Source organism: Bacillus sp. EU52, assembly GCF_037964975.1.
Lineage (GTDB): Bacteria > Bacillota > Bacilli > Bacillales > Bacillaceae > Bacillus > Bacillus subtilis.
Map to the genome: position 1 here is coordinate 2,902,584 of NZ_CP150177.1, position 25,377 is coordinate 2,927,960.

A 25,377-nucleotide genomic window follows, 5' to 3' on the forward strand; every position below is an offset into this window, starting at 1 on the left:
AAACCTACATATTTTCTTTAATCGCATCCACCGTCTGCTTATCGCAGGCTGTTACAAGTTTGATGAGCATTTCTTTAGCAGCAGCATAATCATCAATATGAATGATAGAAGCGTTTGTATGAATATAGCGGGAACATATTCCGATAACCGCTGACGGCACACCGCTGTTCGAAATATGAACCTTGCCTGCGTCTGTTCCCCCGCCGGATACAAAATATTGATATGGAATATCATGCGTTTCAGCCATATCAAGAACGAATTCCCTCATTCCGCGATGCATGACTGTCGTTCTGTCAAGAATGCGCAGCAAAAAGCCTTTTCCAAGCTGGCCGAATTCATTTTTGTCTCCGCTCATATCGTTTGCCGGGCTGGCGTCAAGGGCGAAAAACAAGTCCGGTTTAATCATATGAGAAGCCGTCTGCGCGCCCCTTAGCCCTACTTCTTCCTGAACCGTTGCACCCGCATAGAGTGTATTCGGAAGCTCTTTACCGTGTAATTCCTTCAGAAGTTCAATGCTTAAGCCGCATCCATATCTGTTATCCCATGCTTTTGATAAAATTTTCTTTTCATTCGCCATCGTCGTAAACGGACAAACAGGCACGATCTGCTGTCCCGGTTTAATGCCGATTTTGATGGCGTCTTCCTTATCATCCGCTCCAATGTCGATCATCATGTTTTTGATATCCATCGGACGGTTTCGCTGCGCATCTGTCAATAAATGCGGCGGTATGCTTGAAATCACACCCGGAACCGGCCCGTTATCTGTTTGAATTTCAACCCGCTGCGCAAGCAAAACCTGGCTCCACCAGCCTCCGAGCGTCTGGAATCTGAGCAGCCCGTTGTCTGTAATGGATGTCACCATGAAGCCGACTTCGTCCATGTGCCCGGCTACCATAATTCTCGGTGCGTCCTCTGCGCCTCGTCTGACTCCGAAAACACTTCCCAGTCTGTCCTGAACGATGTCATCGGCATATTTGGCTAGCTCCTGCTTCATAAAAGCACGAACCTGATGCTCATTGCCCGGCGCGCCGGGAAGCTGCGTCAGTGTTTGGAAAAGCGCTTTCGTTTCTTGATTCATGTTTTCCCCTCATTTCTATGTAGTCCTTTTATTTTATTAGAAACAATGAAGTTTTCCAAGCACCCTGACCGAATCTGCTCGATCAGCCGCGTATTGCTTAACAGGATTTGGCTGTTTCTGTATAATGAAAAGTACGATCAACCAGGAGGTGCTTTATTTTGAAATTGCGTCATCTTCTTTTAGGTGCAGGACTTGGAATTTGTGCGGCTGTCGTTGTGAAACAATATGTGATGAAGCCTTATATTTCTTCAGAAAAAGCGCTTCGAATTGTAAAGTCTGCTTTTAAGCAGCGGGGCCCGATTGACGGATCATGGATTTACACCCAGCCGGAGCCTTACAATATTAACGGAGAAACGGTACAGGTATACAAAACCGGCATTACACGATCAGCTTTCGGAGAATTAGAACAGTATGAAGTGATGGTGGATGCCAAAACGGGAGAAATTGTTGATGTCATTGATACAATCGCCTCTTAACACCGGACAAGCAAAAAATAGAAGCCGCTGCCCACGCAGCGGCTCTTTTTTATTATATCGCGCGAATCGGTTTGTATACCGGATACCACATCGCATCCTGCACTGCCTGTATAATGTCTTCAGGCTCTTCCGTAGCGACGCCTTCCTTCATTGCGGTTTTTGCAACTTCAACAGCAACGGTTGCCGAAACAGTGCGCAAATCTTCAACTTTTGGAAGCATCGGCGCACCAGGCACCCCGACATTGACCATACCTGCGATTGCCCGGGCACATGCTTCAAACATGCCGTCGGTAATTAATTTTGATTTGGTAACAATCGTGCCAAGACCGAGACCAGGGAAGACAAGCGCGTTGTTTGCCTGCCCGATATGATACGTAACTCCGTTATATTCAACTGGCGGGAACGGGCTTCCTGTCGTGATCAGCGCACGGCCTTCTGTCCATTCGATTAAATCCTCCGGCTTTGCTTCAGAAAGAGTTGTCGGATTTGACATTGGCAAAATCGCCGGCCGTTTCACATGTGACGCCATTTCTTTTACAATTTCTTCAGTGAAAGCGCCGGAAACCGTAGATGTGCCGATCAGGATCGTCGGTTTCGCCTGCCGGACCACTTCAAGAAGATCAATGCCTCCGCCGTCTCCGTTCCGCTGATAATCCTTCACTTCATCAGCCGAACGGGCATACGGCTTTTGGAAATCAAGAAGCTGATCCATATCATCTGTTAACAGCCCGTTCCTGTCTATGCACCAGAAGCGCTTGTATGATTCTTCTTCACTCAGTCCCTCGCGCACCAATGCTTCCCGCAGCTGTTCGGCAATTCCGATTCCTGCCGTTCCCGCTCCGAATATAACAACTCTGTGATCTCTCAGCGGAACTTTAGACGCTTTTGCACAGGATAAGACTGCGGCCAAAGAAACAGCGCCAGTTCCTTGGATATCATCATTGAAGGTACACACTTTATCTTTATAGCGTTTCAAAATGCTTCGCGCGTTTTTCGCCCCGAAATCCTCCCAATGCAGCAATGCATTCGGAAATGTTTCTCTCGCCAGCGCAACGTAGTCGTCAATAAATTGGTCATAACGTTCCCCGCGCACTCTGGAATGCTGGTTGCCGACATAAAGCGGGTCGTTTAAGAGGCTCTCCTGATTTGTCCCCGCATCTAAAACAACAGCCAGCACTCTGCTCGGATCAATGCCCGCAGCCGCTGTATAAACCGCCAGCTTGCCAATAGAAATCGCGATTCCTCCGACGCCCCAGTCACCGATTCCTAAAATTCCTTCTGCATCAGTTGCAACAATTAAATCGATCGTATCGCTTTGATCTTTATACTGTTTAAATGCTTCTTTCATACCGTCCGGGTCATCGATTGACAGATAGAGCCCTCGTGGTTTTCTGTATTCATGGCTGTATCTCTGGATTGCCGTTCCGACTGTCGGTGTGTAGACAATCGGGAGCATTTCCCCTAAATGGTCATTTAACAGGCGGTAAAACAGCGTTTCATTCCGATCGTGCAGCGCCGTTAAATAGACATTTTTGCTCAAATCGTCAGGCTGTGCGGAATATTGCTCATACGCTCTTTTCGCCTGCTCATCAATTGTTAATACCTTGGGCGGCAGAAAGCCTTTTAAACCAAGTTCTTTTCTTTCTTCCTCAGTAAAAGCAACACCTTTGTTCAAAAAAGGAACAGAGAGCACTTCAAGGCCTCTTAATGTTGTTTGAATGTCTCCTTCGTTTGTTACTCTGAATTGTTTCACCCTGCCTCTTCCTTTCTGAGCATAATTAGTACTAGGTTTGCATTATTAGCCGGAAAACATGCAGGGTAAACATAAAAATATGCTATTGCTTCATTCGCTTGACTGAATCTTTGATGCTTCCGTCCTCCTCCCATTGAAGGGCGCGATACTCGGCATCATGATAAAAAATAAACCAAGCGTCTTTTTCTGCTGCGAACGCCTGCCATTTTTGCTTTTGCGGGATAGAGGTCATCGGATAATCATCGTAAGCCAGCACCCATAGCGGATTGCGGTGGGCATGTGTCGGCATCAGATCTGCCATATGTACGGCAGTTTCACCCGCATCCTCGCATATCAGGACACTGTGTCCGTCGCTATGGCCTCCGGTGTGATGCATTGTAATACCCTCTGTGATCGTTAAGGTGTCTTCAAAGGTTTTGACTTGGCCAGCTACAGCCTCCCAATTTTCTTTCCAATACGTATTTTTCGACCTGATATTCGGATGGCGCATTTCGTCCCATTCAACAGCTGATGTATAAATTACTGCATTCGGAAAGACAGAGACGAGCCGTTCACCTTCATACTCCGTTAAACCGCATGCATGATCAAAATGAAGGTGTGTCATTGCGATCACATCTATATCGGCAACCGTTAATCCGAGTGCTGCTAACGATGGTTTCACATTCGACTCTTGTGTCACGCCATAGTTTCGTTTTTGTTTATCAGTCAGCTTGCCGTACCCAATTCCGGCGTCAACGATGATATTGAGCCCATCCTTTTGAATCAAAATAGGGTCTGTTCTTAGTTCAATCTGGTTTTTTTCATTGACTGGATATTTTTTAGACCAAAGCGGCTTTGGCACAACGCCGAACATGGCGCCTCCGTCCATATGCGTCACGCCTCCGTCAAGCCAGGTCAACGTGATGTTTCCAATTTTCATTGTTTCCATTTTCATCCCCCCTGTCATCATGGTAGCAAACGGCCCATAAAAAAAACAGACTCCTGTCAGAGTCTGTCTTTACGTTCTCCATTCAACCTCAGCCCGATAGATCGGCTGGCCGAGTGCAGAGAATTTTTCTTCATATTCTGTCATAATATTGCCTTCCAGATTGCTGTTATGCAAATCGAGACTGACGTATGTCAGCAGGAGGCCGTACTCAGAGAAGCTCTTCAAAGAGTACTCAAATAAACCTCGGTTGTCCGTTTTAAAATGAATCGATCCGCCTTTGCCCATTACTTCTTCATATTTTTTGAGGAAGTGGGAATATGTCAGGCGGCGTTTTTCATGCCGTTTCTTCGGCCAAGGATCAGAAAAGTTCAAGTAGACCCGTTTCACTTCCCCCGGCTCAAACACATCCGTCAGCGTGTCCGCATCTATATTCAGAAGCTTTACATTCTGCGCTTCGCTGTCTTTTACTTTTTGGACGGCTGTCACGATGACGCTTTTAAATAACTCAATACCAATATAATTGATGTCGGGATTTTGTTTGGCCATACCAGAAATAAATTGGCCTTTTCCTGTACCAACCTCGATATGGATCGGATTGTCGTTGCCAAACACTGTGTTCCATTTCCCTTTATAATCAGCAGGATTGCTGATGGCAATATCTGCGTTTTCAGCCAAAAAGTCATCAGCCCAAGGCTTGTGGCGCATTCTCATATGATTGACACCTCTATCTATTATTTCGACTAACAACATACCATGAATTAAAAAGACCCGCAAGCTCGTTTTTCCAGTGTATCTCTCTTAAGGCCGAGCGCATAAAAAAAGAGGGTCCCGTCGGCTGGAACACTCCTTTCACATGTATAAAAACGCTCTGTTTTGAACAATTTAACCCGTATGATACTGAAGGGATGTGTACCGTTATGGGTTTACATTATGAGCATCAAGTTCATTTATTGAAGGATATATTGACTGACCATCAATTGGACTGCTGCGGAACAGTCGCAGAGTACGAGCAGCTTGAGCGTGTGATTAAATCACTGATGGCAAACACCGAGCTTGATTCAAATTTCAAAAACGTGCTTGAAGATGTTTACCGCTACAGCCAATCAGGAATATCGTCCAAATCCATCGACTCACACATACAAGAGCATCAGAACAGCCTGTCTCAATGGGTAGAGCAAATGGATTCGTATTCCTGATTAATCAACAATTCGTTTCATGAGGATATGCAGCTCTTCCATTGCATCATGAAATTCCTTGTCATTGCCTTTTGCTTTATGCCAGGCAATGAAAGTAATTGTTTCAGATAACACATACCAAGCCATTCGCAACCGAAGGCTTTCTGTCAGCTCTATGCCGTACATGCTCAGCCAGCTCTCCCAAGCTGGCTTTTCGACGTAGTGGTACAGCAAAGGCCCGAGGTCCATCGCCGGATCAGCGATCATGGCGCCGTCCCAGTCAATTAAATACAGCTGGTTGTCTTCAGACAATAGCCAGTTATTATGATTGACATCACAATGGCAAACGACTTTCTCACCGAAATGCACTTCATGCAGGTGTTCTTCCAAATACTTGATCCCTTCTTGAATCAGCGGCGAAGATTGCTGCACAGCAAATACAGCCTGCTTCAGCTGAGACAAAAGAGCCCCCGGGTTCAGCGGTTCTTTTCCAAGTCTCTTCAGCATGTCCAGCAAGGCTTTTGATGTGTGTATTTTACGAAGCAATTCAGCAACGGGCCGTCCGCTCATGTCTTTAGGCTTCAGCTCTCTGCCGGTCATCCAGTGCTGGGCCGTAATGACGTCCCCATTTTCCATCCGTTTTGTCCAAACCAGCTTCGGAACAATGCCTTCGGCGGATAAAACAGCTAAAAAAGGTGAGCTATTACGTTTTAAAAAAAGCTGCTGCCCGTTATGTTTCGCATAATATGCATCTCCTGTAGCTCCTCCGGCGGGGAAGATCTCCCAATCGCTACCTAGTAATTGTCCCAACCAGTTCATATCAATGTTCAACCCATCATTTCTTAAAATATTTTAGAATTAAGGCTAATCGTTTCTAGTCTATCCAGCGAATGCCTTTTTCGTACGAATCGTATAAAAATAAAAAAGACAGCTATTGAGAGTCTCATATGCTAATCAATAGCCGTCCTTTAAATTTTAGCGCTATAGCACAAACTTCGTCAAGCAAAACTCTTAAGATCTGATGCTAAATATAAGATAACCGTTCCGATGCCGTTTACTGCAACCGTTTTCTTGATTTCTGCCGGGTCTTCCTGAAATCCTGATGGATCACATAAAAGCCGATAAGGTATGTCGTTTGGCAGCCTCCACTCGACGGAGTCTGGACTCGCGTGATGGATAACAATGATATCTTTCCATTCGTCAACCTCGTCAAGATCATAAAGCCTGTATGCGATAAGGTGTTCTTTTAGCGTCAAGCATTCAAGATGGCGCTGGATGTCTGCAGCGGACCTAAGACGGAATGCAGGATGCGCTTTTCTCAGCGAGATCAGCCTGCGGATATAGTGAACATCTTCTTTGAATGTTTCACGGCGATCCCAGTCGAGCTGGTTGATGCTGTCACTGGATTGATAGCTGTTTTCCACTCCCTGCTTCGTCCGGAAAAATTCCTGGCCGCTGTGAATAAACGGCACCCCTTGGGCAAGCAAAATAATCGCGGCTGCAAGCCTTTGCCTGCTTCGCTTTCGGCTGTCATTTTCTTGAGGAAGCGCGAAGCTCATTTTATCCCAAAAGGTGTGATTATCGTGTGATTCGACATAATTGATGGACTGGCTTGGTTCCGGAACAATCGGTGCTAATGCCTTCCATCCGGAAGACCCGGCAATTCCATGCATCACAGCTTGTGCTGATTCCCCGCTGCCGAGCGCAAACCCTGCTGCCTTAAGGTGAAAGGTGTTCCCTTTTACAGCGTCACGAAACATATCATTAAAAAAGCCGATGCCCGGCATTCTTGGCGCGTTCGCCAAAGCAGCTTTCTGTTCATGCGGCAGCGGTGTAGCCAGATCCCACCCTTCTCCAAAAAGCAGGATTCCGGGCTTTGCCTTAGTTGCTTTCTCTTTCATATAAAGCACGGTGTCAATATCTAAAATCCCGAGGAGATCAAAGCGGAAGCCGTCAACGTTGTATTCTTCAAGCCAATAGACCACGCAATCCGCAATGAATTTTCTTGCCATCCTTCTTTCTGATGCGATATCATTGCCAACGCCGGTGCCGTTTGATGGCATCCCACATTCGTCGTGCCGGAAAAAATAACCGGGCACTGTCTTTTCAAAGGGGGAATTCTCCCTCTTATACACATGGTTAAAAACAACATCCAGAATGACTCGCAGACCGTGCTGATGCAGGGTATTGATCATTTGTTTCAGCTCTGTTTTTCTCGTTTGAGGATCATGAGGATTTGAGGCATAGCTTCCCTCCGGGGCAAAGAAATGAAGCGGGTTATATCCCCAATTGTATGCATCAAGCGGCTTCTCTTCATCAACTCCGGCAAAATCATTCACCGGCAGAAGCTCCACATGTGTCACACCAAGCTCTTTTACATACGCTAATCCCGAAGAACTACCATTTGCGGTTTGTGTATCAGTTTCCGTCAGCGCTAAGTATTTTCCCTTGTTTATCATGCCGCTGTTTTCATGGATGGAGAAGTCGCGAAGATGCGTCTCATAGATGACGGCATCCACAGGGTGTGAGAATGGTTTAAGAGGAGCAGTCCATTTCATTTGATCCGGGCGCAAGACGACGCCCTTCTCTCCATTTACAGTCACAGCCTTGGCATACGGGTCAACGGTTTCCATCCATTCTGAATTGTTGCAGATGCAAAACAAATACTCATACCCGTGAAGGTCACCCGTGACCGTAACAGCATAGACACCCTTTTCCAAGCGATTCATTTGGAATGTGCGCCCGCTTTTATTGGGGTGTGAAAGCTTGACAGCAGCTGAGGTTGCAGCAGGCGCCCATACTTTAAATACGGTATGATCCGCGGTATAAACGGCGCCCAGCTCTCCGTCATAATAAAATTCGTCATCAAACGCTGCCGTCCGGATGACCGCGCCAATTTGGAGATCCGTTTTGTGGCCGCTGGATGCTCTGACGCAATGGATTTTTCCAAATGTCACAGGATGGTCGGATACGCAGACGTACTTGTATTTTGCTTCAAGGGAGTATTCCTCCCTGACAGCCAGAGGAAAATCTGTTATTTCTGTCTCAAGCCGAAACGGCGGTGTCATGATTTCCTTTTGTTCAGCAAGAATCAGAACAGTAATGATATTCATGTCATCGACATACGCTTCGAAGCTGCGGCGGATGCTGACCATCGGAAGCTCTCTCCTTCAAACACGTTTATGTTTTGATTCTTAGGGGTGAAGGACTAGATGCCAGACGAAACGGGGTAGTGCCCATGATTTCTCCGTCAGCATGGAACGGGATTTTGTCCTTCGTGTAAAATGTAATGTCCTTCGCTTTAAACATCGTAACGCCATCCATCTTTGTATGTTTTCCAAATGCCATGAGACATAAAAGCCAATATTTTTTCAAAAACGGCTGGTTTTCAACGATTACGATATCAAATGTCTTCTCGCGCGGATTTGCTAGGGGCGCCGCCTTCATGCCTCCCCCGTAAAACGGATGGTTGGATACAACGGCAAACCAGACATCATGAAATTCGCGCGTCTCGTCTTCCGTCGTACAAGCTAACGTAAACGGCTTAAAGGTTGCCGAAGCGTGCAAATGAGAAAGCGGATACACAAGAAATCGAAGGCGGAGAAAAAGAAAAACCCGTCTCAACGGAAATTCCATCGCCTTTTTATTGACATATGCGTCAAACCCGATCCCGATATGATTCATAAAATAAAGAATCTGTGATTTATCCTGAAGGAAATTGACGCTCCCTAAATGAAAGGTTCTTGTTAACGGGCGCTTTACCTTCTTGATTTCCTGTATCAGATCGATTTTTTTAATAGAGAATCCTCGCGAAAAATCATTATATGCGCCCGCCGGCACAAAGCTCAGCTCAATATCGTCAACATCTTTCAGCCCGTTGACAACTTCATGCATGGTTCCGTCTCCGCCAATGACGATCAGGCGCTTCAGCTTATATTCCTGTATCGTTGAAATCTGTCTGGCGAGCACCTCGGCGTGTCCCGGATGTTCAGTTAAAAATGAACGGTGCTCAACCTTTCGTTTGATCAATTCTTTTTGAATGGACTTCCAAACACGCAGGCCGTTTCGATGTCCTGCTGTCGGATTAATAATAAAAAACCAATGGCTCATCTTTCTCACCTGCTTATGTTATGAGAAAACCGCTCAAATCGTTCTCTTTTACTCCAGCCACTCCTGTCTGCGATAGGAGTCAGACATGCAGTAAGACAATAGAGCCTTTGCAGCCTTTACCTGATGATGTTTGATCGGAGCAGTGTTTTTCTTCTGCCGCTCAATCCATTCTTCCGCGCTCCGCTTATCCGCTATTTCTAAGCCGTATGGCGGCTCCGGGTAATCGATGTACGACGTTCTGCTCAGAAGCAATTTTCGAACCGGGATCTCAGCCTGTTTTTCCTTTACGATCTTCGACACAACCGAGTCCGTGCGAAACAGGCTAAGCCCTGGATTTAACACTGATGCAGTCTGAGAGGCTGTTTTCTTGTCCCAAAAACGATTTTTAGACCCTATGTAGACACTGTCTTCCTCAGCCTCTAAAAAAGAAACGCAATAAATTTCCAGAGGAGAAATAATCACAATGCTTAATTCAACCGCCGCCTGCTGAATTTTCAGCACAGGCTTATACATAATAAAATAAGAATCAGGCAGCTGCTGGGTCAGATAACGCAAAATGCGGTCCTGCTTCACCTGGTTTGAGAGTTGAGATATTTCTGAAAGAGTAGAGCTTGCCCATTTGAGCTGAAAATCATATAAATGTCTTTTATAAAAAGAAGCAAGCGCCACTCTGCTCTTCGGGAGCCTTACATGAATATCTTCTTCGTCCTCAAACCATTGGTGTCTCTCTTCTTGTATATCGGCTTTTATCTCTTCTTTTCTTCTTTTCAATGAAAATTTTTTTCGTTTCTGCACCGGTTCCGGTTCTTCAGCTCTGGCTTGCCTTTCTTCATGCTGGCGCTCCGCTGCTTCTACTAGTGAAAGCCAGCGCTCTTTTTTCAGACGTACAAACTGGTTGATATAATGGTACGGATCAAGCTCATATCTCGATATATAATCATGAATTTTGATGATTTGTGCCATGTTTGTTTCTCCACTCCGCAATGAATTAAGATAATTGAAATTTGAATATTTCCTCGTATTTTGGTGATTGGTTCAAGTGTATTTGAAAGAGCGAAAATCGTTCAGCCATCATCGAAACCTCGCCGCTTTCAAACGGAACATGAGCTGGAAATCCATTTTCGCCTGTCCATTTTCTTGCCAGCGTCATATGAGGATGATACGGTCTTTTTTCCACTTGAAAGCCGGCCTGAAGGACAGCCTGCTTCGTATGTTCCCGCAGTCTATCAAGCGTTTTGTTTTTCTTTGGCTCCAGATGTAAAACGCGCGGCCTTCTGCGGTCGCCGAATACATCTATCTTGTCAAACTCAATTGAAAATGGGTCAATTTCTGAAGCAATCTCTGCTAGCGAACCTTCAAGCTTCTTTATTTGTGTCTCATCCGCCGCTCCGAGAAAAATTAACGTGATATGATAGTCAAGTGGGTGCACCCATTTTTGAAACGTCAATACCGGTTCGTTTTTCGCAGCCTGGTAGATCGGATTTGCAATTCCCTCAGGTATGGGAACGCCGATGAAATAATGAGGCCGTATATCTGGCATCCGTCTGACACTCCCTTCTTTGACAGCTATTATTTTATCAATAAAGAGGCTGTGCGGATAGAGGAACAGTGTATGAAAACACTCTCGCACAAACGTTTATTATGTTAGGATATTATATGACACTTGTTTTATTCAGAAAGGAATGACAATGTTGAAAATCGTTGCAAACACAGCTGATCTGATAGGAGATACACCGCTAGTGAGATTGAATCGGCTTCAGCCGGAAAATGCGGCACAAGTCTATTTAAAGCTTGAATTTTTCAATCCGAGCGGCAGTGTGAAAGACAGAGCCGCTTATCAAATGATCATAGAAGCTGAACAAAACGGTTTACTCAAGCCGGGATCAGTTATTATAGAGCCGACAAGCGGAAATACCGGAATCGGGCTCGCCATGAATGCGGCAGCACGCGGATATAAAGCAATCTTAGTTATGCCTGATACAATGACGAAGGAACGGATCAACCTGCTTAAAGCTTACGGCGCAGAGGTTGTATTAACTCCCGGAGAGGAAAGAATGCCGGGCAGCATCAAAAAAGCGAAGGAGCTTGCCGAACAAATTCCGAACAGCTATATTCCAATGCAGTTCGATAACACTGCCAATCCTGATGCGCACCGGAAAACAACAGCGCCTGAAATCGCCCGGGCAATAGAGGAAATCGGAAAACCGCTCGGCGCTTTTGTCGCCTCCTCTGGAACGGGCGGAACTATTACCGGAACAGGTGAGGCGCTCAAAGAGCTTTTTCCGGATATCACGGTTCATGTTGTTGAGCCAGCGGGTTCGCCTGTATTATCCGGCGGAAAACCTGGCGCGCATAAACTTGTAGGAACGAGCCCAGGCTTTATACCGCCGATTTTAAATGAAGACGTTTATGATGAAATTATCAAAATCTCTGATGAAGACGCGTATACGACGACAAGACGGCTCGCTGCTGAAGAAGGAATTCTTGTCGGTCCTTCATCAGGCGCTGCCTGCTTCGCGGCAATCGAAACAGCGAAACGCCTCTCTCCTGACAAAGTTGTGGTCTGCATGACAGCTGATACAGGAGAACGGTACTTATCAACTGATTTATGGTCATTTATTTAAAAAAAGGACTGGCTTCAGCAGAAGCCGGTCCTTTTATTTTGCAAGCTCGTAAATGGCCTGAGCATATAACGCTGTCGATCTCAGCAGGTCATCAATTTCGATATATTCATCCTTTTGGTGTGCGCTGTCAGGGCGTCCGGGGAACAGCGGGCCGAACGCGACACCGGCTTTTAAGGATCTCGCATATGTCCCCCCGCCGATTGAGATTAAGTCAGCTTTTTTACCCAGCTGGCCTTCATAAACCTTTTGCAGGGTTTTGACTAACGGATGATCTGCGGACACGTGATGCGGCTTGCTGTCTTTGAATTCTCCCAGCTCAAATTCAGATGCGCTTTCGAATGCATCGCGGATCACTTTGCTTTCAGCTGTCACAGGATAGCGGATATTGATCCCGAGCTCGCCTCCTTGCCCTTCTTTATAGCGCAGTGTTCCGACATTTAATGTCAGCTCACCGCTGATTTCATCCTCACAGTCGATGTCCAGTTTTTTTCCTCTTGTATCACCTGAGAACTTATCTGTCACAACTTGCACAAACCGCTTTCCTGCATCGTCAAGCTCAGTCTGCTGGAGAAATTCGCACAATAAAATGCCGGCATTGATCCCATTGTTCGGTTCCATCGCATGGCAGGAAAGACCGTACATACGCAAAATGAGCTGTCCGTTCTCTATTGCAGCTTCCCCTTTTTGGTCCGTCGTGCGGAGCATGTCTTTAAATGAAGACAGAATCTCTTCTTTTTTCGGCCCTTCAATGACAGCTTCCGCAGCGTCGGGCACCATGTTTAAGCGAAGGCCTGATTGAAACGAGACAAGCACTGCCTTTGGTTCTGCTTGATTTGGGCGGTGCGGTATAAGTAAAGAAGCATCGATGATCCCTTTTTCCGCATTAATGATTGGAAAATCGGCGTCAGGCGCAAAGCCCATTGTTGGCATTTCTTCATGCTTGAAATAATGCTCTACGCATCTCCAATCACTTTCTTCATCTGTTCCGATAATCATTCTGACTCGCTTGGACAGGGGCAAATTCATGTCTTTCACGATTTTCAGCGCGTAGAATGCCGCCATTGTCGGGCCTTTGTCATCAATGGCGCCCCTTGCATAAATCCGTCCGTTGCGGATTTCAGCTGAAAATGGATCACTCGTCCATCCATCTCCCGGCGGCACGACGTCAACATGGCAAAGTACGCCGATAATGTCATCGCCCTCCCCCCATTCAATATGACCTGCGAAGCCGTCAAGATTTTTTGTTGTAAAGCCTTCTTTTTCTCCAAGCTCCAGCAATGAAGTCAGGCTGGCATTTACCCCTTCTCCAAACGGTTTACCGGGTCCGGCGGTTGTTTCGTCCATGACACTGTTGATTCTCAAAAATTCCTGTGTATCACGAATTAAATCCTCTTTTTTTCTGATCACTTCAACTTCCCAGTTCATAATGATCCCCTTTCCGCAAGAAATGACTTGCAAAAACCAAATAAAACGAATAATATTAATGGTGTTTTGTTAAAACGTTCGTAATTGGAGGATACTATGTTTCATCTAAAAGAGCAGCAAACATCCATAAAGCAAGAAATCATAGCAGGGCTGACGACCTTTTTCACAATGGTCTATATCGTCGTGGTCAATCCGGTCATTCTGGCTAACGCCGGGGTTCCTTTCGACCAGGTTTTCACCGCAACGATTATTGCCTCCATTGTCGGAACGCTGTGGATGGCCCTGGCAGCAAATTATCCGATTGCTATTGCGCCCGGCATGGGCTTGAACGCTTATTTAGCCTTTCATGTCGTAAGCGCAAGCGATGGCGGCATCACGTACGCAACAGCTTTCAGCGCAGTATTTACAGCAGGGGTTCTCTTCATTATTCTATCGTTAACGCCTTTAAGAAAACAACTTATAGAAGCGATTCCAAACAATTTAAAATACGGGATCACAACAGGGATCGGGCTGTTTATTGCTTTTATCGGTTTGCGTCAAGCTGGCATTGTGGCAGCTGATGAGTCAAACCTGGTCACTCTCGGCAATCTGCATTCACCTGGTGTTATTTTAACGCTGGTCGGCCTTTTGATCAGCGTGGTCCTGATGGTGCTGAATGTAAGCGGCGCTTTATTTATCGGAATGGCAGCTACCGCTTTGATCGCCTTTTTCACCGGTCAGCTCCATTTTCCAAAGGGATTTATGTCGCTTCCTCATTTGCCGGAAGGATTGATGATCTCAAATCCATTTACCGCTTTTGGCGATGTCATTCATCACGGCCTGTACGCTGTCGTCTTTTCTTTTCTATTAGTCACCATTTTTGATACGACAGGCACGATGATCGGAGTTGCCGAGCAAGCCGGGCTGATGAAAAACAACAAGCTGCCGAACGTGCGAAAAGCGCTGCTTGCTGATTCAACCGCGACAACAGTAGGAGCTGTTTTCGGCACAAGTCCAACGACTGCATTTATCGAGTCTTCCGCCGGTGTCGCAGCCGGAGGAAGAACGGGGCTTACGGCTTTGACTGTCGCGGTGATGTTTGCGGCTTCAATGTTTTTCAGTCCGCTTGTCAGCGCCTTGTCCGGTATAGCCGCCATCACCTCGCCTGCTTTGATTATCGTCGGCAGCTTGATGATGGGCTCGGTTTCCAATATGAACTGGAAAGAGATGGACGAGGCATTTCCTGCGTTTCTCGTCATTCTGGCCATGCCTTTGACATCCAGCATTTCTACAGGAATTGCGCTTGGCTTTATTTCATATCCGATCGTAAAAGCGGCGCGGGGAAAATGGAGAGAGATTCATCCGCTCGTCATCGTTTTCGCCATTCTGTTTTTCATCCAGCTGTTTATTTTATAACATAGACCAAAAAACCCAAACGTCGCCGTTTGGGTTTTTTATGTAAACAATAAAGAGACAGCGGCCGCTAAAAAACAACAGGCGGCAAACGCATAGTGCAGGATGTTGATACAGCTTTTTCTGGCCCGATAATATTCATCACTTTCCTTATCGGTGCCAATTAAAAAAGGGGCATCCATGACCTTGTCAAAAATAAGCGTCAGGATATAACGGCAAACCCCTGTATATACCAGCAGCGCAATCACCTTCAGCCAAATTGGGGAAACAAATATGAGAACAGTGAAAGCTGACAATAGCATGTACATCTGCCTCGCATACTCGCCATTCCTCAGCATGGCTTTAAAAAACAATTCCTTATAGCCTGTGCAGATCGTTCGTCTTTTAAATATTCTTTTTGAATTACGGTATAATAACGGTTTTCTTCTCATCCTGTCTTTTACTTTTGGCATTCCCGCCTCCTGACTCATCATCATCACAAGTCCTGCAAGGGCAAGCCTGCTTTTTTTCTCTTCAGTCACCTCAGCTTCAAAAGCCGTGAACGAAGCCGTCTTTTTCAAACTGCCGATAACTGAGAAAAGCAAAAATAAAATGCCAAAAAGCGCAAGCAAATGCCGCTCAGTAAAAACAATCAGGATAGCAGAACCAGCAAAAAGAATAGCTCTGACAAGGGTATCGCCAATCCATCTCGAAATAGAGCGCGGCTTTCTGATCCTGTCTTGCTTTAAGGATAAAAAGAATATATGAAGGCCAAACAAATAACACAATAGAGCAGTGCTTTCTGCGAATGTGATGTGAACAGAATGACTGATAAGGGGAAGGACAATAAAAAAGAGAAGCAGCCATTTAGCCAGCGTGACCAGAAAAGAATACAAAAGCGCGTACAGTTTGAGCTGATAGATGATTTCCTTCTTTTGCAGCAAAAACACTTTGTCCGCTTCCATTAAAAATGTACGAATCGAGCCTGTAAACATGATCAGCCCACACACAGCGTACAGCCATCTCCACTCCGCCACTTCAGACCACTCATAAAGAAGGCCTCTTCCATTCATCAAATCAATATACTGATAGATGACAAAAGCAATCGCCGGCAAAACGATATAGAGAGCGACTGTCCAGTCAATGACCGCATGCAACACTTTAAACTGATACTTGTAATAGTCAAACAGCCTTCGAAAAAAGAGCGTACGCCCGTTCATGGCCGATCACCTTGAACTGCCTTATAAAAACAGTCAAGCAATGACTGCCCCTCTAATCCGGTCTTGTCCTGAATATCTTTTAACGTGCCTTGGAGAAATAATGAACCTTTCTCAATCATATAAAACCGGTCACAGATTTTTTCCGCGGTATCGAGTACATGCGTGCACATAAGAATTCCGGCTCCACGTTCTTTTTCAGCCTTAAGCATGTCCACAAAGCGTTTCGTCGATATCGGATCAAGGCCGATAAACGGTTCATCAATCACATACATATCCGGCTTAGAGAGAAAGGCCTGGATAAGCATTAGTTTTTGCTGCATGCCCTTCGAAAAGGTGACAGGCAGCTCATGTTTGACATGATCAAGCGAAAACGTCTGCAGCAGGCTTTGGGCCCGATGCGCAAATTCTCTCTCTTCAATGCCGTGGAGTGTGCTGATCAGATCCAAATGCTCCCACAGCGTCAGTTCTTCGTAAAAGGACGGATGCTCCGGAATATATGCAAATGAACAGTCGTTCCAGGCAATATGCCCTTTAAAATCTTCTGAAAGGCCGAGTATCGCCTTGATTGCGGTGCTTTTTCCGGCGCCGTTAGCTCCGATCAGTCCAACCAGCTCCCCTTTTCTGACTTCCAGAAAAACATCGGTGAGCACTTTTTTTCGGCTTGTATACCCGGCCTGTTCTATTGAAGCTTCAAGCAAATTTGTCAAAACTCACCCACCTCCAAAATTTACTACGAAACAGAATAAAAAAAGTTTCTTTAACCATAATAATATTGAGTCGAAATACATAGTAATCCAACAAGGATGGCTGCCCAACGCGAATTGGAAAAAATTAATAGGAGTTATCCCTAGATTCATCACTGCAATATCGTGTATAATGAGGGCGAATTATTTTAACAGTTACAGATGTCTGCCTTTGTTGCTATTTCGTACGCAGTTGATAGTCGTGAGTTGTGGTTAGTCAAGTCCATCCGATCTTATGATAGGGAGTGGTTTTTTGAAACCTTCAACAAACCGTATGCTAACTCGAATCAAATCAGTTTACATGTTTATCCAAGAAAAAGGTCTTGTGACAACACAGGAACTGGTTGACGAATTCGGCATTACACCTAGAACGATTCAAAGAGACTTAAATGTGTTGGCATATAATGATCTTGTTCATAGTCCAAGCCGTGGCAAGTGGGAGACAACGAGAAAGAAAGTAAAGATTACCTCATAAATTGAAAAATTACATAGGGCCGCCTGAGAGCGGCCCGATAGATAATAGGGCGAAGAAACTACTGAGCCTTGTTTTTGTGTGCTTATAAATAAAACCCCGCATTCGGTATGCGGGGTTTTTGTCATGCTTGCGGCTCATTGAGCAAATGAAGCTCTTCCTCTGTCAGCTCACGGTATTCTCCGGGTGCCAGAGCGGGATCTAGGGAAACGCGTCCCATCGAAAGCCGCTTCAGATAAACCACTTCATTGCCGACTGCCTTTGCCATTTGCTTGACCTGATGGTATTTTCCTTCTGTAATTGTCAGGTATATCACGGTATTGCCACTGTCGTTTGTTTTGATTTCCGCTTTTGCCGGCTTTGTTTTATAGCCGCCCTCTATGTAGACACCCGTTTCCAAATCGGAGATGTCTTCCCGAGAAATCTGTGATTTTAAATGGACTTCATACGTTTTTGGAACATGCTTTTTAGGAGAAAGGAGCCGATGTGCGAGCTGCCCGTCATTTGTGAGCAGCAAAAAGCCCTCTGTATCTTTATCAAGCCTGCCGGCTGGAAATGGCTCAAATCTCATCTCCTCCGGCGTCAGCAGATCGACCACTGTTTGCTGCCGGCTGTCCTCAGTCGCCGACAGCACGCCCTGCGGTTTATTCATCATAAGATAAATGAATTCTCGATAATCAACCGGTTCCCCGTATACGGTCACCTCCTGTATATCAGGATCAACGTGCGCCTTTACATCTTTGGCAGGTTTGCCGTCGATCATCACGGCTCCAGCCTTCACAACGGCTTTGACTTCTTTTCTGGAACCATACCCGCTGTTGGCAAGCAGCTTATCAAGTCTCATTCCCAATCTCTCCTTTATAAAAGAAAGCCCGCAGCATGCGAGCCCTCAGTTTCATCATATCTAGTTCATCAGCCTGCATGTCTGCCTTTCTTTAAGAAACCTGGCAAACGGCGGCCTAAAATTTTCTGCAAAAATCCTAATCGGTAGCCGCAATACAGGTAGACAGCTCCGCCAACAGCGGCCGCGATCACCACAACAATCGCAGCTTGCAGCTGGCCATCCTGATAGGAAATAAAGAAGCCTAATACCCACTGCACGATTTTCACGGCAATACCCATAATGGCTGATAAGACAAGCATCAAAACAGTTCGTTTAACTAGTATCTTATACGAATAGCCTGCATGGCGCTTAATCATGATAAACCCATATAAAAGGGAAGCGATATATCCAAGCGCCGTCGCTAAAATCGCTCCGTCAGCCTGCATCAGCTTGATCAGCGGAACATTCAGCACAAGCTTGATCACGACGCCGATCACAAGGCTGACAACCGCAAATTTTTGCTTATTGATGCCCTGCAGAATGGCTGCGTTGACTGTAAACAAAGAGAACAGAATTGCGACTGGCGAATACCATAGCAAAATGTTTGCCCCCAGTTCAGGGTGAAGGCTCTCTGACCCGTAAAAGAACGTATACGTCGGTCCTGACAATAGAGAGATCCCAACAACAGCCGGAATAATTAAAAACAGGATCGTCTGCATCGTTTGATTAATCTGCTGATTTAACAGCTTATAGTTTCCGCTTGTAAACGATTCAGTAATCGTTGGAATTAATGTCAGTCCGAAAGCAGTTGCTAGGGAAACCGGGATCATCACGAGCTTCTGAACATACAGGGTTAGAATCGCAAGCATGTCTTGGCTGATGGCTTGATGACCGGCTTCAATCATCGCTTTGTTAAACGTATTTGTATCAATATAGTTATACAAAGGGATGGCTAGTCCGACAAAAACGTACGGAGCAGCATAGCTGAACAGCTCGAAAAACATTTTCTTGTAGCTTAGGTTTGCTGTCGGACCCGTATTCGGCATCATCGCCAGCAGGCTGCCCTTCCGTTTGTTCCAATAAATATAAAGCACGACCAGCCCTCCGAAGGCACCGATCAGCGCTGCGAAGGTTGCATAGCCCACAGCGATGACAAGGCCGCCGTTGAAAACCTTCAAAATCAAGAATGTCGCACTCAATAGAAAGATGATGCGGACAATCTGTTCAACGACTTGGGAAACAGCTGTCGGACCCATCATTTGGTGCCCTTGAAAGAATCCGCGGACAAGGCTCATAATCGGTACGACCAATAGCGCTAAGCTTACCATGCGGATGACATAAACGACATGATCAATTGTCAGGCCGTTATTATCCTTGCCTCCCAGCGATATTTCCGCAAACATCGGAGCCGATAGATACAGAATGAAAAAGGCTATCATTCCTGTGACGAGCATAACCGACATGCCCGCCTTGAGCATTTTCCTGCTTGTCTCATAATCCCCTTTTGAATTATATTTGGAAACAAATTTAGAAACAGCGGCCGGAAAGCCCATCGTAGCAATATTCAAAAATAAAGTGTATTGGTTGTATCCGTATTGAAATAATGCACCGCCTGTCGCCCCGACCATAATGCTGAAGGGAATTAAATAGACCATCCCCAGAATCCGCGATATATATGTACCGAGCGTTAATACAAACGTGCCTCTTAACAGTTTGCTTGACATGTTTCTTCATCACCATTTTCTACGAAGATTCAACTTTTCTATTTTACCACAACTGGGCATTTAGACGGTAATAAATACAAAAGCAATCCTGTGAACATTCATGTCCGCGGCAAAAGACGTTTAAGGAGCGGCTTTCTTTCGCTATAATAGTACTGCGGACGGGGTGTCCGCACACGAAATGAAAAGAAAGTTGATGATAAAGATGAAACAATATGACGTAATCGTAATCGGCGGAGGCCCTTCAGGCTTGATGGCTGCGATTGCAGCAGGAGAACAGGGCGCTGGCGTGTTGCTGATAGATAAAGGAAATAAATTAGGACGGAAACTAGCGATTTCCGGGGGCGGCCGCTGTAATGTGACGAACCGCCTTCCTGTGGAAGAAATTATCAAGCACATCCCCGGCAACGGGCGTTTTTTATACAGCGCGTTTTCTGAATTTAATAATGAAGACATTATCAAGTTTTTTGAAAACCTCGGCATTCAATTGAAGGAAGAGGATCACGGCCGGATGTTTCCTGTGACCGACAAAGCCCAAAGTGTCGTTGACGCGCTGTTAAACAGGCTGAAGCAGCTCCGCGTGACAATCAGAACGAACGAGAAAATTAAATCTGTTTTATATGAAGATGGACAGGCAGCAGGGATTGTGACGAATAATGGCGAAATGATCCATAGCCAGGCAGTCATTATCGCTGTCGGCGGTAAAAGCGTGCCTCATACCGGAAGCACGGGAGACGGCTATGAATGGGCTGAAGCCGCGGGCCATACCATAACAGAGCTGTTTCCGACAGAGGTTCCAGTCACTTCTGGCGAACCGTTCATTAAGCAAAAAACACTCCAGGGCTTATCACTAAGAGATGTAGCCGTCAGTGTGTTAAATAAAAAAGGCAAACCGATTATCACACATAAAATGGACATGCTGTTTACCCATTTCGGCCTCTCAGGACCTGCCATTCTCAGATGCAGCCAATTTGTCGTAAAAGAGCTGAAAAAACAGCCTCAAGTGCCGATCAGAATCGACTTGTATCCGGATATCAATGAAGAAACGCTTTTCCAAAAGATGTATAAAGAACTGAAGGAAGCACCGAAAAAAACCATTAAAAACGTGCTGAAGCCTTGGATGCAGGAGCGCTATCTCCTATTCCTGCTCGAAAAAAACGGCATCTCTCCGAACGTATCGTTTTCTGAGCTGCCGAAGGATCCTTTCAGACAATTTGTAAGGGACTGCAAGCAGTTTACTGTCCTCGCAAATGGCACACTGTCGCTTGATAAGGCATTTGTCACGGGAGGCGGGGTATCTGTAAAAGAAATTGACCCGAAAAAGATGGCTTCTAAAAAAATGGAGGGGCTTTATTTTTGCGGTGAAATTCTGGATATCCACGGCTACACAGGCGGATACAATATTACCTCCGCCCTTGTCACAGGCAGGCTTGCAGGGCTAAATGCCGGGCAATACGCCCGTTCTTAATCATTACTCTTTAAATCTCTTGCCGCCAAACTCACATTTGAACATTCCCCGCATTCATGTTAGGGTGAGACTTGTTTTGTTTCACCTGATTGCGGGGTAATTTTAAGAGAGGAATGAGCTGCCATCGTACGACCATACTAAGCCTGCGAGCAAGATATAGGCGTACACAAAAAATTAGAGGGTGAGAAATGTTGAAACATATATCTAGTGTATTTTGGATTGTGATTGCAATCACAGCTGCAGCTGTATTATGGGGTGTTATTTCTCCTGACAGCCTGCAAAATGTGTCTCAATCGGCACAAGCATTTATTACCGATTCATTTGGTTGGTATTATCTTTTAGTTGTCTCTTTGTTTGTCGGGTTTTGTCTCTTTTTGATTTTCAGCCCGATCGGAAAAATCAAACTCGGAAAGCCTGATGAAAAACCGGAATTCGGGTTATTATCATGGTTTGCCATGCTGTTCAGCGCAGGCATGGGAATCGGCTTAGTATTCTACGGTGCGGCTGAACCGATCAGCCATTACGCAATTAGCTCTCCATCAGGTGAAACAGAAACCCCCCAAGCCTTCAGAGATGCACTCCGCTATACGTTTTTCCACTGGGGTTTGCACGCTTGGGCCATTTATGCCATTGTGGCATTATGCATTGCCTATTTCCAATTCCGCAAAGGCGCACCCGGGTTAATCAGCAGCACACTGTCACCGATTCTCGGGGATAAAGTAAACGGACCGATCGGAAAGGCCATTGACTGTATTGCAGTTTTCGCCACTGTTGTCGGGGTGTCAACAAGTCTTGGTCTTGGCGCAACCCAAATTAACGGCGGTTTGAATTACCTGTTCGGCATTCCGAATGCGTTTATCGTCCAATTGGTTTTAATCATTATTGTGACAGTGCTCTTTTTACTTTCTGCGTGGAGCGGACTCGGAAAAGGAATTAAGTATTTAAGCAACACAAACATGGTATTGGCCGGATTGTTAATGTTGTTTATGCTCGTTGTCGGGCCTACAGTGCTGATAATGAACTCATTTACAGATTCTATCGGACAATACATTCAAAATATCGTTCAAATGAGCTTCAGACTGACACCGAACGATCCTGAAAAACGCGAATGGATTAACAGCTGGACGATTTTCTATTGGGCATGGTGGATTTCCTGGTCTCCATTTGTCGGCATTTTCATCGCCCGTGTATCCAGAGGCCGGACGATCCGAGAATTTTTAATTGGCGTCTTGGTGACACCTTGTATTTTGACATTTCTATGGTTCTCCATTTTCGGCGTATCAGCCATGGATCTCCAGCAAAAAGGCACGTTCAATGTAGCAAAGCTGTCCACTGAAACGATGCTGTTCGGAACACTTGATCACTATCCGCTGACAATGGTGACATCGATCCTTGCATTGATTCTGATCGCAGTATTCTTTATCACGTCTGCTGATTCAGCTACATTCGTGCTGGGCATGCAGACGTCGTACGGTTCTTTAAATCCGGCGAATTCTGTGAAACTCAGCTGGGGTATCATTCAGTCCGCCATGGCGGCTGTGCTCCTATATTCCGGAGGGCTTGCCGCTTTGCAGAACACAGCGATTCTGGCAGCGCTGCCGTTTTCTATCGTTATCCTGCTGATGATTGCCTCTCTCTATCAATCGCTCTCAAAAGAAAGAAGAGAGATCAAAAAAGCGGAGAAACTCGATAAACCGAGAAGTCCTAGAGTGAAAAAAGCATATTAACAAAAAAGATCTTTCCGCGCCTGCGGAAAGATCTTTTTATTTGCGATATAAAATAAGGGCGGAAAAACAGTAAAGCTGCTCGCCGTCTGGGTCGCACGCGGCCGAAACCGTATATTTGATATCAATCAGCTGCTCCTCCGATATCCCTTTTAAAAATGAATTGATTTCCGTCTGTAAGTCTTTTTCATGCTCTTCATCAAATACCGCTACCTTCAGCATTTTATCCACTCTCCTTTCTCTATCAATCTATTCCGTTTGGAACAGCGTTATGATAGAGAAATGATGATTATCTCGTTTCCGGATAAAAAGCTTTCCGTATATGGGATTCCCTCTGTGGCTCGCCGCCTTGCTGCTCCACTTTCAGCAGCACGGCATAAACAATTCGCATATGGCAGTAGCTGATCAGGCTGACGCTGAAAAAAGGGACAATGCCGGGCAGGTACGCAAGCAAGAAAAAGAGAGCAACAGTCAGCGCAAGCATAGTAAGCGTATATTGCAAATACGCCACACTGAGCAAGAGCGAAAATTTCACATACAGACGTTTTTTCCAGTCAAAGTGGACGAGCAGCGGAAACACATAAAAAAGCATGGATACGAACAAAAAGCCAAATATCATAATGGCGAAGCGCAGGATGTGCAGAAGGAAATGACTTGGATAGATGAAGGCCAAATCAATATAAATGATCACTCCGATGAGCGCCAGTACAGCGCCGAGCAGATTTGAACGAAAAAATTCACCCTTATATTCCTGCCAAAACGTTTTGAGCACCGGAACGTTGTCCTGCCCCTGGATCCACTTCCGCATGACAGCGAATAAAGCCGCGGTCGCGGGCATGATGCCAAACACGCCGAGACCGAGTAACGTAAAAAACAGCCACAGCAAGTTTGTATACGCAAATCTCATAATCCATTCGCAAAAATGCAGCATCCGTCCCAGTGAGCCATCATGTTCCATGGCGCCCCCTCCTTTTTTGCATTATACATTCTGCATCTGAAAAAGCTCTTTCATGCCGATCGGCTTCTTTTCGGCAACCGAGCGCCACATTCCCTCACCAACCGCGATGGAGTAGGCTCCAGCTTCAGCCCCGGCTAAAATATCATAGCGGCGCAGCGGGTCTTTTCCTAAAAAAAGATCCTCAAGCAAAAGCGGATCACCTCCGCCATGCCCCCCTTCATTTTTGACCACTTGTATCGTCTGCTTTGATTCAAAAAGCGGATAGTATTCGATTGTCTGCTCAGGAAAAGCAAACGGAATTCTGGAAGGTTCGTGAAATTCATTTGATTCAATACGCCCTTTTGTGCCGTTGATCGTCAGCCGGTAGCCTTCATACGGTGCCGAAAAAATAATCGAGTAGCTTAACAGTGCGCCGCCATCATATTTGACTGCCGCCACGTACGTATCCTCGATGTCAATTTCCTCGTCAAAAATACACGCGTCAGGCCTGTATGAAGTGTATAAGCTAGACTGGTCTCCTGCTTCGAGATGATCATCCTTTATAGAAGCTTTAGAGGAACGGGGATGCCACCTTGAATAGTAGTGGCATTTTTCTTTGACCCGGCACGTCCCGCAAAAACGCCCGTCTTCTTCCGGCAAGGGGTTCCACTCACTGTCCGGCCCATAGTAATTCAAGGCGCCATAAGCAAATACCTCTTCCGGATTTTGCCCGAGCCACCAATTGACGAGATCAAAGTGATGTGTTGATTTATGGACAGAAAGGCCCCCGGAAAACTGTCTCGACCTGTTCCAGCGTTTAAAATAGCTGGCGCCATGATACGTATCAATATACCAATTTAAATCAACGGAGGTGACCCTGCCTATTTTTCCGTCCAGAATCATTTCTTTTATTTTCCGATGAAACGGGCTGTAGCGATAGTTAAACGCGACGGTGACTTTTCCTTCGCTTTTGGCCTCCGCTTCAAGCACCCGATTCGCATCCTGCACTGTTGTCACCATTGGTTTTTCAGTAATCACATCTGTATTCCACTGAAGACTTTTTACAATATATGTGACATGCGTATCGTCCCTGCCTGCCACAATGACGATATCAGGCTTTGACACGCGCATCATCTCGTCAAAAGCATCTTCGCTAAACTCGGGCACGTGGGCCAGCTCGGGAAATTTCTTCTTGCAAACGGCAAAACGTTTCGGATCGGCATCCAGCAATCCCGTAATCTCATAATGAGTTGAAAACCGCTCCAACAGCGGTTTGATAAACATACTGAATACTCTGCTGCTCAATCCGCAAAAGACGATGTTCTTCAA

General features: G+C 45.7%; 24 protein-coding genes. 7 read left to right on the forward strand and 17 right to left on the reverse strand.

Annotated features, from left to right (window positions below; translation table 11 throughout):
* Positions 1-4: 4 nt before the first annotated feature.
* Positions 5-1,078: a M42 family metallopeptidase gene (locus NSU05_RS14925; RefSeq protein WP_014480574.1), complete on the reverse strand. Its 1,074-nt coding sequence runs from the start codon at positions 1,076-1,078 to the stop codon at positions 5-7.
* 158 nt (positions 1,079-1,236) lie between these two features.
* Between NSU05_RS14925 and NSU05_RS14930 the strand changes: the two genes are divergently transcribed.
* Positions 1,237-1,554, forward strand: a complete 318-nt coding sequence (locus tag NSU05_RS14930; RefSeq protein WP_014480575.1) for a PepSY domain-containing protein — start codon at positions 1,237-1,239, stop codon at positions 1,552-1,554.
* A gap of 52 nt (positions 1,555-1,606) precedes the next feature.
* On the opposite strand, the gene NSU05_RS14935 is transcribed toward NSU05_RS14930, so the two are convergent.
* The 3 genes from NSU05_RS14935 to trmB form a co-directional block, all read right to left on the reverse strand.
* Positions 1,607-3,307: an NAD-dependent malic enzyme gene (locus tag NSU05_RS14935; RefSeq protein WP_038429476.1), complete on the reverse strand. Its 1,701-nt coding sequence runs from the start codon at positions 3,305-3,307 to the stop codon at positions 1,607-1,609.
* An 82-nt stretch (positions 3,308-3,389) separates the two neighbouring features.
* Positions 3,390-4,235 (reverse strand): MBL fold metallo-hydrolase, encoded by an 846-nt coding sequence (locus tag NSU05_RS14940; protein ID WP_038429477.1) that lies wholly within the window; start codon positions 4,233-4,235, stop codon positions 3,390-3,392.
* A gap of 69 nt (positions 4,236-4,304) precedes the next feature.
* Positions 4,305-4,946 carry a tRNA (guanosine(46)-N7)-methyltransferase TrmB gene (trmB, locus tag NSU05_RS14945; protein ID WP_004398646.1) on the reverse strand — a complete coding sequence of 214 codons (642 nt, stop codon included), beginning with the start codon at positions 4,944-4,946 and terminating at the stop codon, positions 4,305-4,307.
* A gap of 206 nt (positions 4,947-5,152) precedes the next feature.
* Between trmB and NSU05_RS14950 the strand changes: the two genes are divergently transcribed.
* Positions 5,153-5,431 carry a YtzH-like family protein gene (locus tag NSU05_RS14950; protein ID WP_003237926.1) on the forward strand — a complete coding sequence of 93 codons (279 nt, stop codon included), beginning with the start codon at positions 5,153-5,155 and terminating at the stop codon, positions 5,429-5,431.
* Here the strand turns inward: NSU05_RS14950 and NSU05_RS14955 are convergent, their stop codons facing one another.
* The 5 genes from NSU05_RS14955 to thpR form a co-directional block, all read right to left on the reverse strand.
* Positions 5,432-6,229: a phosphotransferase family protein gene (locus tag NSU05_RS14955; RefSeq protein ID WP_009967993.1), complete on the reverse strand. Its 798-nt coding sequence runs from the start codon at positions 6,227-6,229 to the stop codon at positions 5,432-5,434. It abuts the gene before it with no gap.
* A gap of 179 nt (positions 6,230-6,408) precedes the next feature.
* A complete protein-coding gene (gene pulA / locus NSU05_RS14960) occupies positions 6,409-8,565 on the reverse strand; it encodes a type I pullulanase (RefSeq protein ID WP_038429478.1) in 2,157 nt (718 codons plus the stop codon).
* Between the two features lie 25 nt (positions 8,566-8,590).
* Entirely contained in the window at positions 8,591-9,520 is a 930-nt protein-coding gene (locus NSU05_RS14965; protein ID WP_003229243.1) for a diacylglycerol kinase family lipid kinase, read from the reverse strand.
* Between the two features lie 48 nt (positions 9,521-9,568).
* Positions 9,569-10,483: a hypothetical protein gene (locus NSU05_RS14970; RefSeq protein ID WP_029726421.1), complete on the reverse strand. Its 915-nt coding sequence runs from the start codon at positions 10,481-10,483 to the stop codon at positions 9,569-9,571.
* 25 nt (positions 10,484-10,508) lie between these two features.
* Positions 10,509-11,060 carry an RNA 2',3'-cyclic phosphodiesterase gene (gene thpR / locus NSU05_RS14975; protein WP_029726422.1) on the reverse strand — a complete coding sequence of 184 codons (552 nt, stop codon included), beginning with the start codon at positions 11,058-11,060 and terminating at the stop codon, positions 10,509-10,511.
* A 148-nt stretch (positions 11,061-11,208) separates the two neighbouring features.
* Between thpR and cysK the strand changes: the two genes are divergently transcribed.
* Positions 11,209-12,144, forward strand: a complete 936-nt coding sequence (gene cysK / locus NSU05_RS14980; protein WP_003229237.1) for a cysteine synthase A — start codon at positions 11,209-11,211, stop codon at positions 12,142-12,144.
* A gap of 33 nt (positions 12,145-12,177) precedes the next feature.
* Here the strand turns inward: cysK and pepV are convergent, their stop codons facing one another.
* Positions 12,178-13,569, reverse strand: coding sequence for a dipeptidase PepV (pepV, locus tag NSU05_RS14985; RefSeq protein WP_014477689.1), 1,392 nt, complete (start codon positions 13,567-13,569; stop codon positions 12,178-12,180).
* A gap of 96 nt (positions 13,570-13,665) precedes the next feature.
* Here pepV and pbuO point away from each other — a divergent pair, with 96 nt between their 5' ends.
* The gene (gene pbuO, locus NSU05_RS14990) at positions 13,666-14,964 is read left to right on the forward strand and encodes a hypoxanthine/guanine permease PbuO (protein WP_014480583.1); all 1,299 of its coding nucleotides are present in this window, start codon (positions 13,666-13,668) and stop codon (positions 14,962-14,964) included.
* Positions 14,965-15,002: 38 nt separating this feature from the next.
* On the opposite strand, the gene NSU05_RS14995 is transcribed toward pbuO, so the two are convergent.
* Both NSU05_RS14995 and NSU05_RS15000 read right to left on the reverse strand, forming a co-directional pair.
* Positions 15,003-16,160 carry an ABC transporter permease gene (locus tag NSU05_RS14995; RefSeq protein WP_038429479.1) on the reverse strand — a complete coding sequence of 386 codons (1,158 nt, stop codon included), beginning with the start codon at positions 16,158-16,160 and terminating at the stop codon, positions 15,003-15,005.
* Positions 16,157-16,867 (reverse strand): ABC transporter ATP-binding protein, encoded by a 711-nt coding sequence (locus NSU05_RS15000; protein WP_015714539.1) that lies wholly within the window; start codon positions 16,865-16,867, stop codon positions 16,157-16,159. Before NSU05_RS15000 ends, NSU05_RS14995 begins: the two co-directional genes overlap by 4 nt.
* A 289-nt stretch (positions 16,868-17,156) precedes the next feature.
* Between NSU05_RS15000 and NSU05_RS15005 the strand changes: the two genes are divergently transcribed.
* A complete protein-coding gene (locus NSU05_RS15005) occupies positions 17,157-17,378 on the forward strand; it encodes a DeoR family transcriptional regulator (RefSeq protein ID WP_003152337.1) in 222 nt (73 codons plus the stop codon).
* A 121-nt stretch (positions 17,379-17,499) separates the two neighbouring features.
* Here NSU05_RS15005 and NSU05_RS15010 read toward each other — a convergent pair whose 3' ends face one another.
* Both NSU05_RS15010 and murJ read right to left on the reverse strand, forming a co-directional pair.
* A complete protein-coding gene (locus tag NSU05_RS15010; RefSeq protein ID WP_038429480.1) occupies positions 17,500-18,219 on the reverse strand; it encodes a pseudouridine synthase in 720 nt (239 codons plus the stop codon).
* A gap of 68 nt (positions 18,220-18,287) precedes the next feature.
* Complete coding sequence (gene murJ, locus NSU05_RS15015) at positions 18,288-19,922, reverse strand: lipid II flippase MurJ (protein WP_015251430.1); 1,635 nt, start codon at positions 19,920-19,922, stop codon at positions 18,288-18,290.
* Between the two features lie 202 nt (positions 19,923-20,124).
* On the opposite strand from murJ, the gene NSU05_RS15020 reads away from it, so the two are divergent.
* Complete coding sequence (locus tag NSU05_RS15020; protein WP_003229222.1) at positions 20,125-21,387, forward strand: NAD(P)/FAD-dependent oxidoreductase; 1,263 nt, start codon at positions 20,125-20,127, stop codon at positions 21,385-21,387.
* A 188-nt stretch (positions 21,388-21,575) separates the two neighbouring features.
* The gene (opuD, locus tag NSU05_RS15025; RefSeq protein ID WP_015384403.1) at positions 21,576-23,114 is read left to right on the forward strand and encodes a glycine betaine transporter OpuD; all 1,539 of its coding nucleotides are present in this window, start codon (positions 21,576-21,578) and stop codon (positions 23,112-23,114) included.
* Positions 23,115-23,150: 36 nt separating this feature from the next.
* On the opposite strand, the gene NSU05_RS15030 is transcribed toward opuD, so the two are convergent.
* From NSU05_RS15030 to NSU05_RS15040, 3 genes are all read right to left on the reverse strand, one after another.
* On the reverse strand, positions 23,151-23,333 hold the full coding sequence (locus tag NSU05_RS15030; RefSeq protein ID WP_003223398.1) for a sporulation protein Cse60: 183 nt from the start codon (positions 23,331-23,333) through the stop codon (positions 23,151-23,153).
* 67 nt (positions 23,334-23,400) lie between these two features.
* Positions 23,401-24,069, reverse strand: a complete 669-nt coding sequence (locus NSU05_RS15035; protein ID WP_038429481.1) for a YesL family protein — start codon at positions 24,067-24,069, stop codon at positions 23,401-23,403.
* Positions 24,070-24,090: 21 nt separating this feature from the next.
* Positions 24,091-25,377, reverse strand: a complete 1,287-nt coding sequence (locus NSU05_RS15040) for a Gfo/Idh/MocA family oxidoreductase (protein ID WP_033884442.1) — start codon at positions 25,375-25,377, stop codon at positions 24,091-24,093.

What these genes read in the sequence shown, in the direction of transcription:
- NSU05_RS14925 (WP_014480574.1), bottom strand. Translation starts at nt 1,078, where the DNA reads ATGAATCAAGAAACGAAAGCGCTTTTCCAAACACTGACGCAGCTTCCC.
- NSU05_RS14940 (WP_038429477.1), bottom strand. Translation starts at nt 4,235, where the DNA reads ATGGAAACAATGAAAATTGGAAACATCACGTTGACCTGGCTTGACGGA.
- trmB (WP_004398646.1), bottom strand. Translation starts at nt 4,946, where the DNA reads ATGAGAATGCGCCACAAGCCTTGGGCTGATGACTTTTTGGCTGAAAAC.
- NSU05_RS14950 (WP_003237926.1), top strand. Translation starts at nt 5,153, where the DNA reads ATGGGTTTACATTATGAGCATCAAGTTCATTTATTGAAGGATATATTG.
- NSU05_RS14955 (WP_009967993.1), bottom strand. Translation starts at nt 6,229, where the DNA reads ATGAACTGGTTGGGACAATTACTAGGTAGCGATTGGGAGATCTTCCCC.
- pulA (WP_038429478.1), bottom strand. Translation starts at nt 8,565, where the DNA reads ATGGTCAGCATCCGCCGCAGCTTCGAAGCGTATGTCGATGACATGAAT.
- NSU05_RS14965 (WP_003229243.1), bottom strand. Translation starts at nt 9,520, where the DNA reads ATGAGCCATTGGTTTTTTATTATTAATCCGACAGCAGGACATCGAAAC.
- NSU05_RS14970 (WP_029726421.1), bottom strand. Translation starts at nt 10,483, where the DNA reads ATGGCACAAATCATCAAAATTCATGATTATATATCGAGATATGAGCTT.
- thpR (WP_029726422.1), bottom strand. Translation starts at nt 11,060, where the DNA reads ATGCCAGATATACGGCCTCATTATTTCATCGGCGTTCCCATACCTGAG.
- cysK (WP_003229237.1), top strand. Translation starts at nt 11,209, where the DNA reads ATGTTGAAAATCGTTGCAAACACAGCTGATCTGATAGGAGATACACCG.
- pepV (WP_014477689.1), bottom strand. Translation starts at nt 13,569, where the DNA reads ATGAACTGGGAAGTTGAAGTGATCAGAAAAAAAGAGGATTTAATTCGT.
- pbuO (WP_014480583.1), top strand. Translation starts at nt 13,666, where the DNA reads ATGTTTCATCTAAAAGAGCAGCAAACATCCATAAAGCAAGAAATCATA.
- NSU05_RS14995 (WP_038429479.1), bottom strand. Translation starts at nt 16,160, where the DNA reads ATGAACGGGCGTACGCTCTTTTTTCGAAGGCTGTTTGACTATTACAAG.
- NSU05_RS15010 (WP_038429480.1), bottom strand. Translation starts at nt 18,219, where the DNA reads ATGAGACTTGATAAGCTGCTTGCCAACAGCGGGTATGGTTCCAGAAAA.
- murJ (WP_015251430.1), bottom strand. Translation starts at nt 19,922, where the DNA reads ATGTCAAGCAAACTGTTAAGAGGCACGTTTGTATTAACGCTCGGTACA.
- NSU05_RS15020 (WP_003229222.1), top strand. Translation starts at nt 20,125, where the DNA reads ATGAAACAATATGACGTAATCGTAATCGGCGGAGGCCCTTCAGGCTTG.
- opuD (WP_015384403.1), top strand. Translation starts at nt 21,576, where the DNA reads ATGTTGAAACATATATCTAGTGTATTTTGGATTGTGATTGCAATCACA.
- NSU05_RS15030 (WP_003223398.1), bottom strand. Translation starts at nt 23,333, where the DNA reads ATGCTGAAGGTAGCGGTATTTGATGAAGAGCATGAAAAAGACTTACAG.
- NSU05_RS15035 (WP_038429481.1), bottom strand. Translation starts at nt 24,069, where the DNA reads ATGGAACATGATGGCTCACTGGGACGGATGCTGCATTTTTGCGAATGG.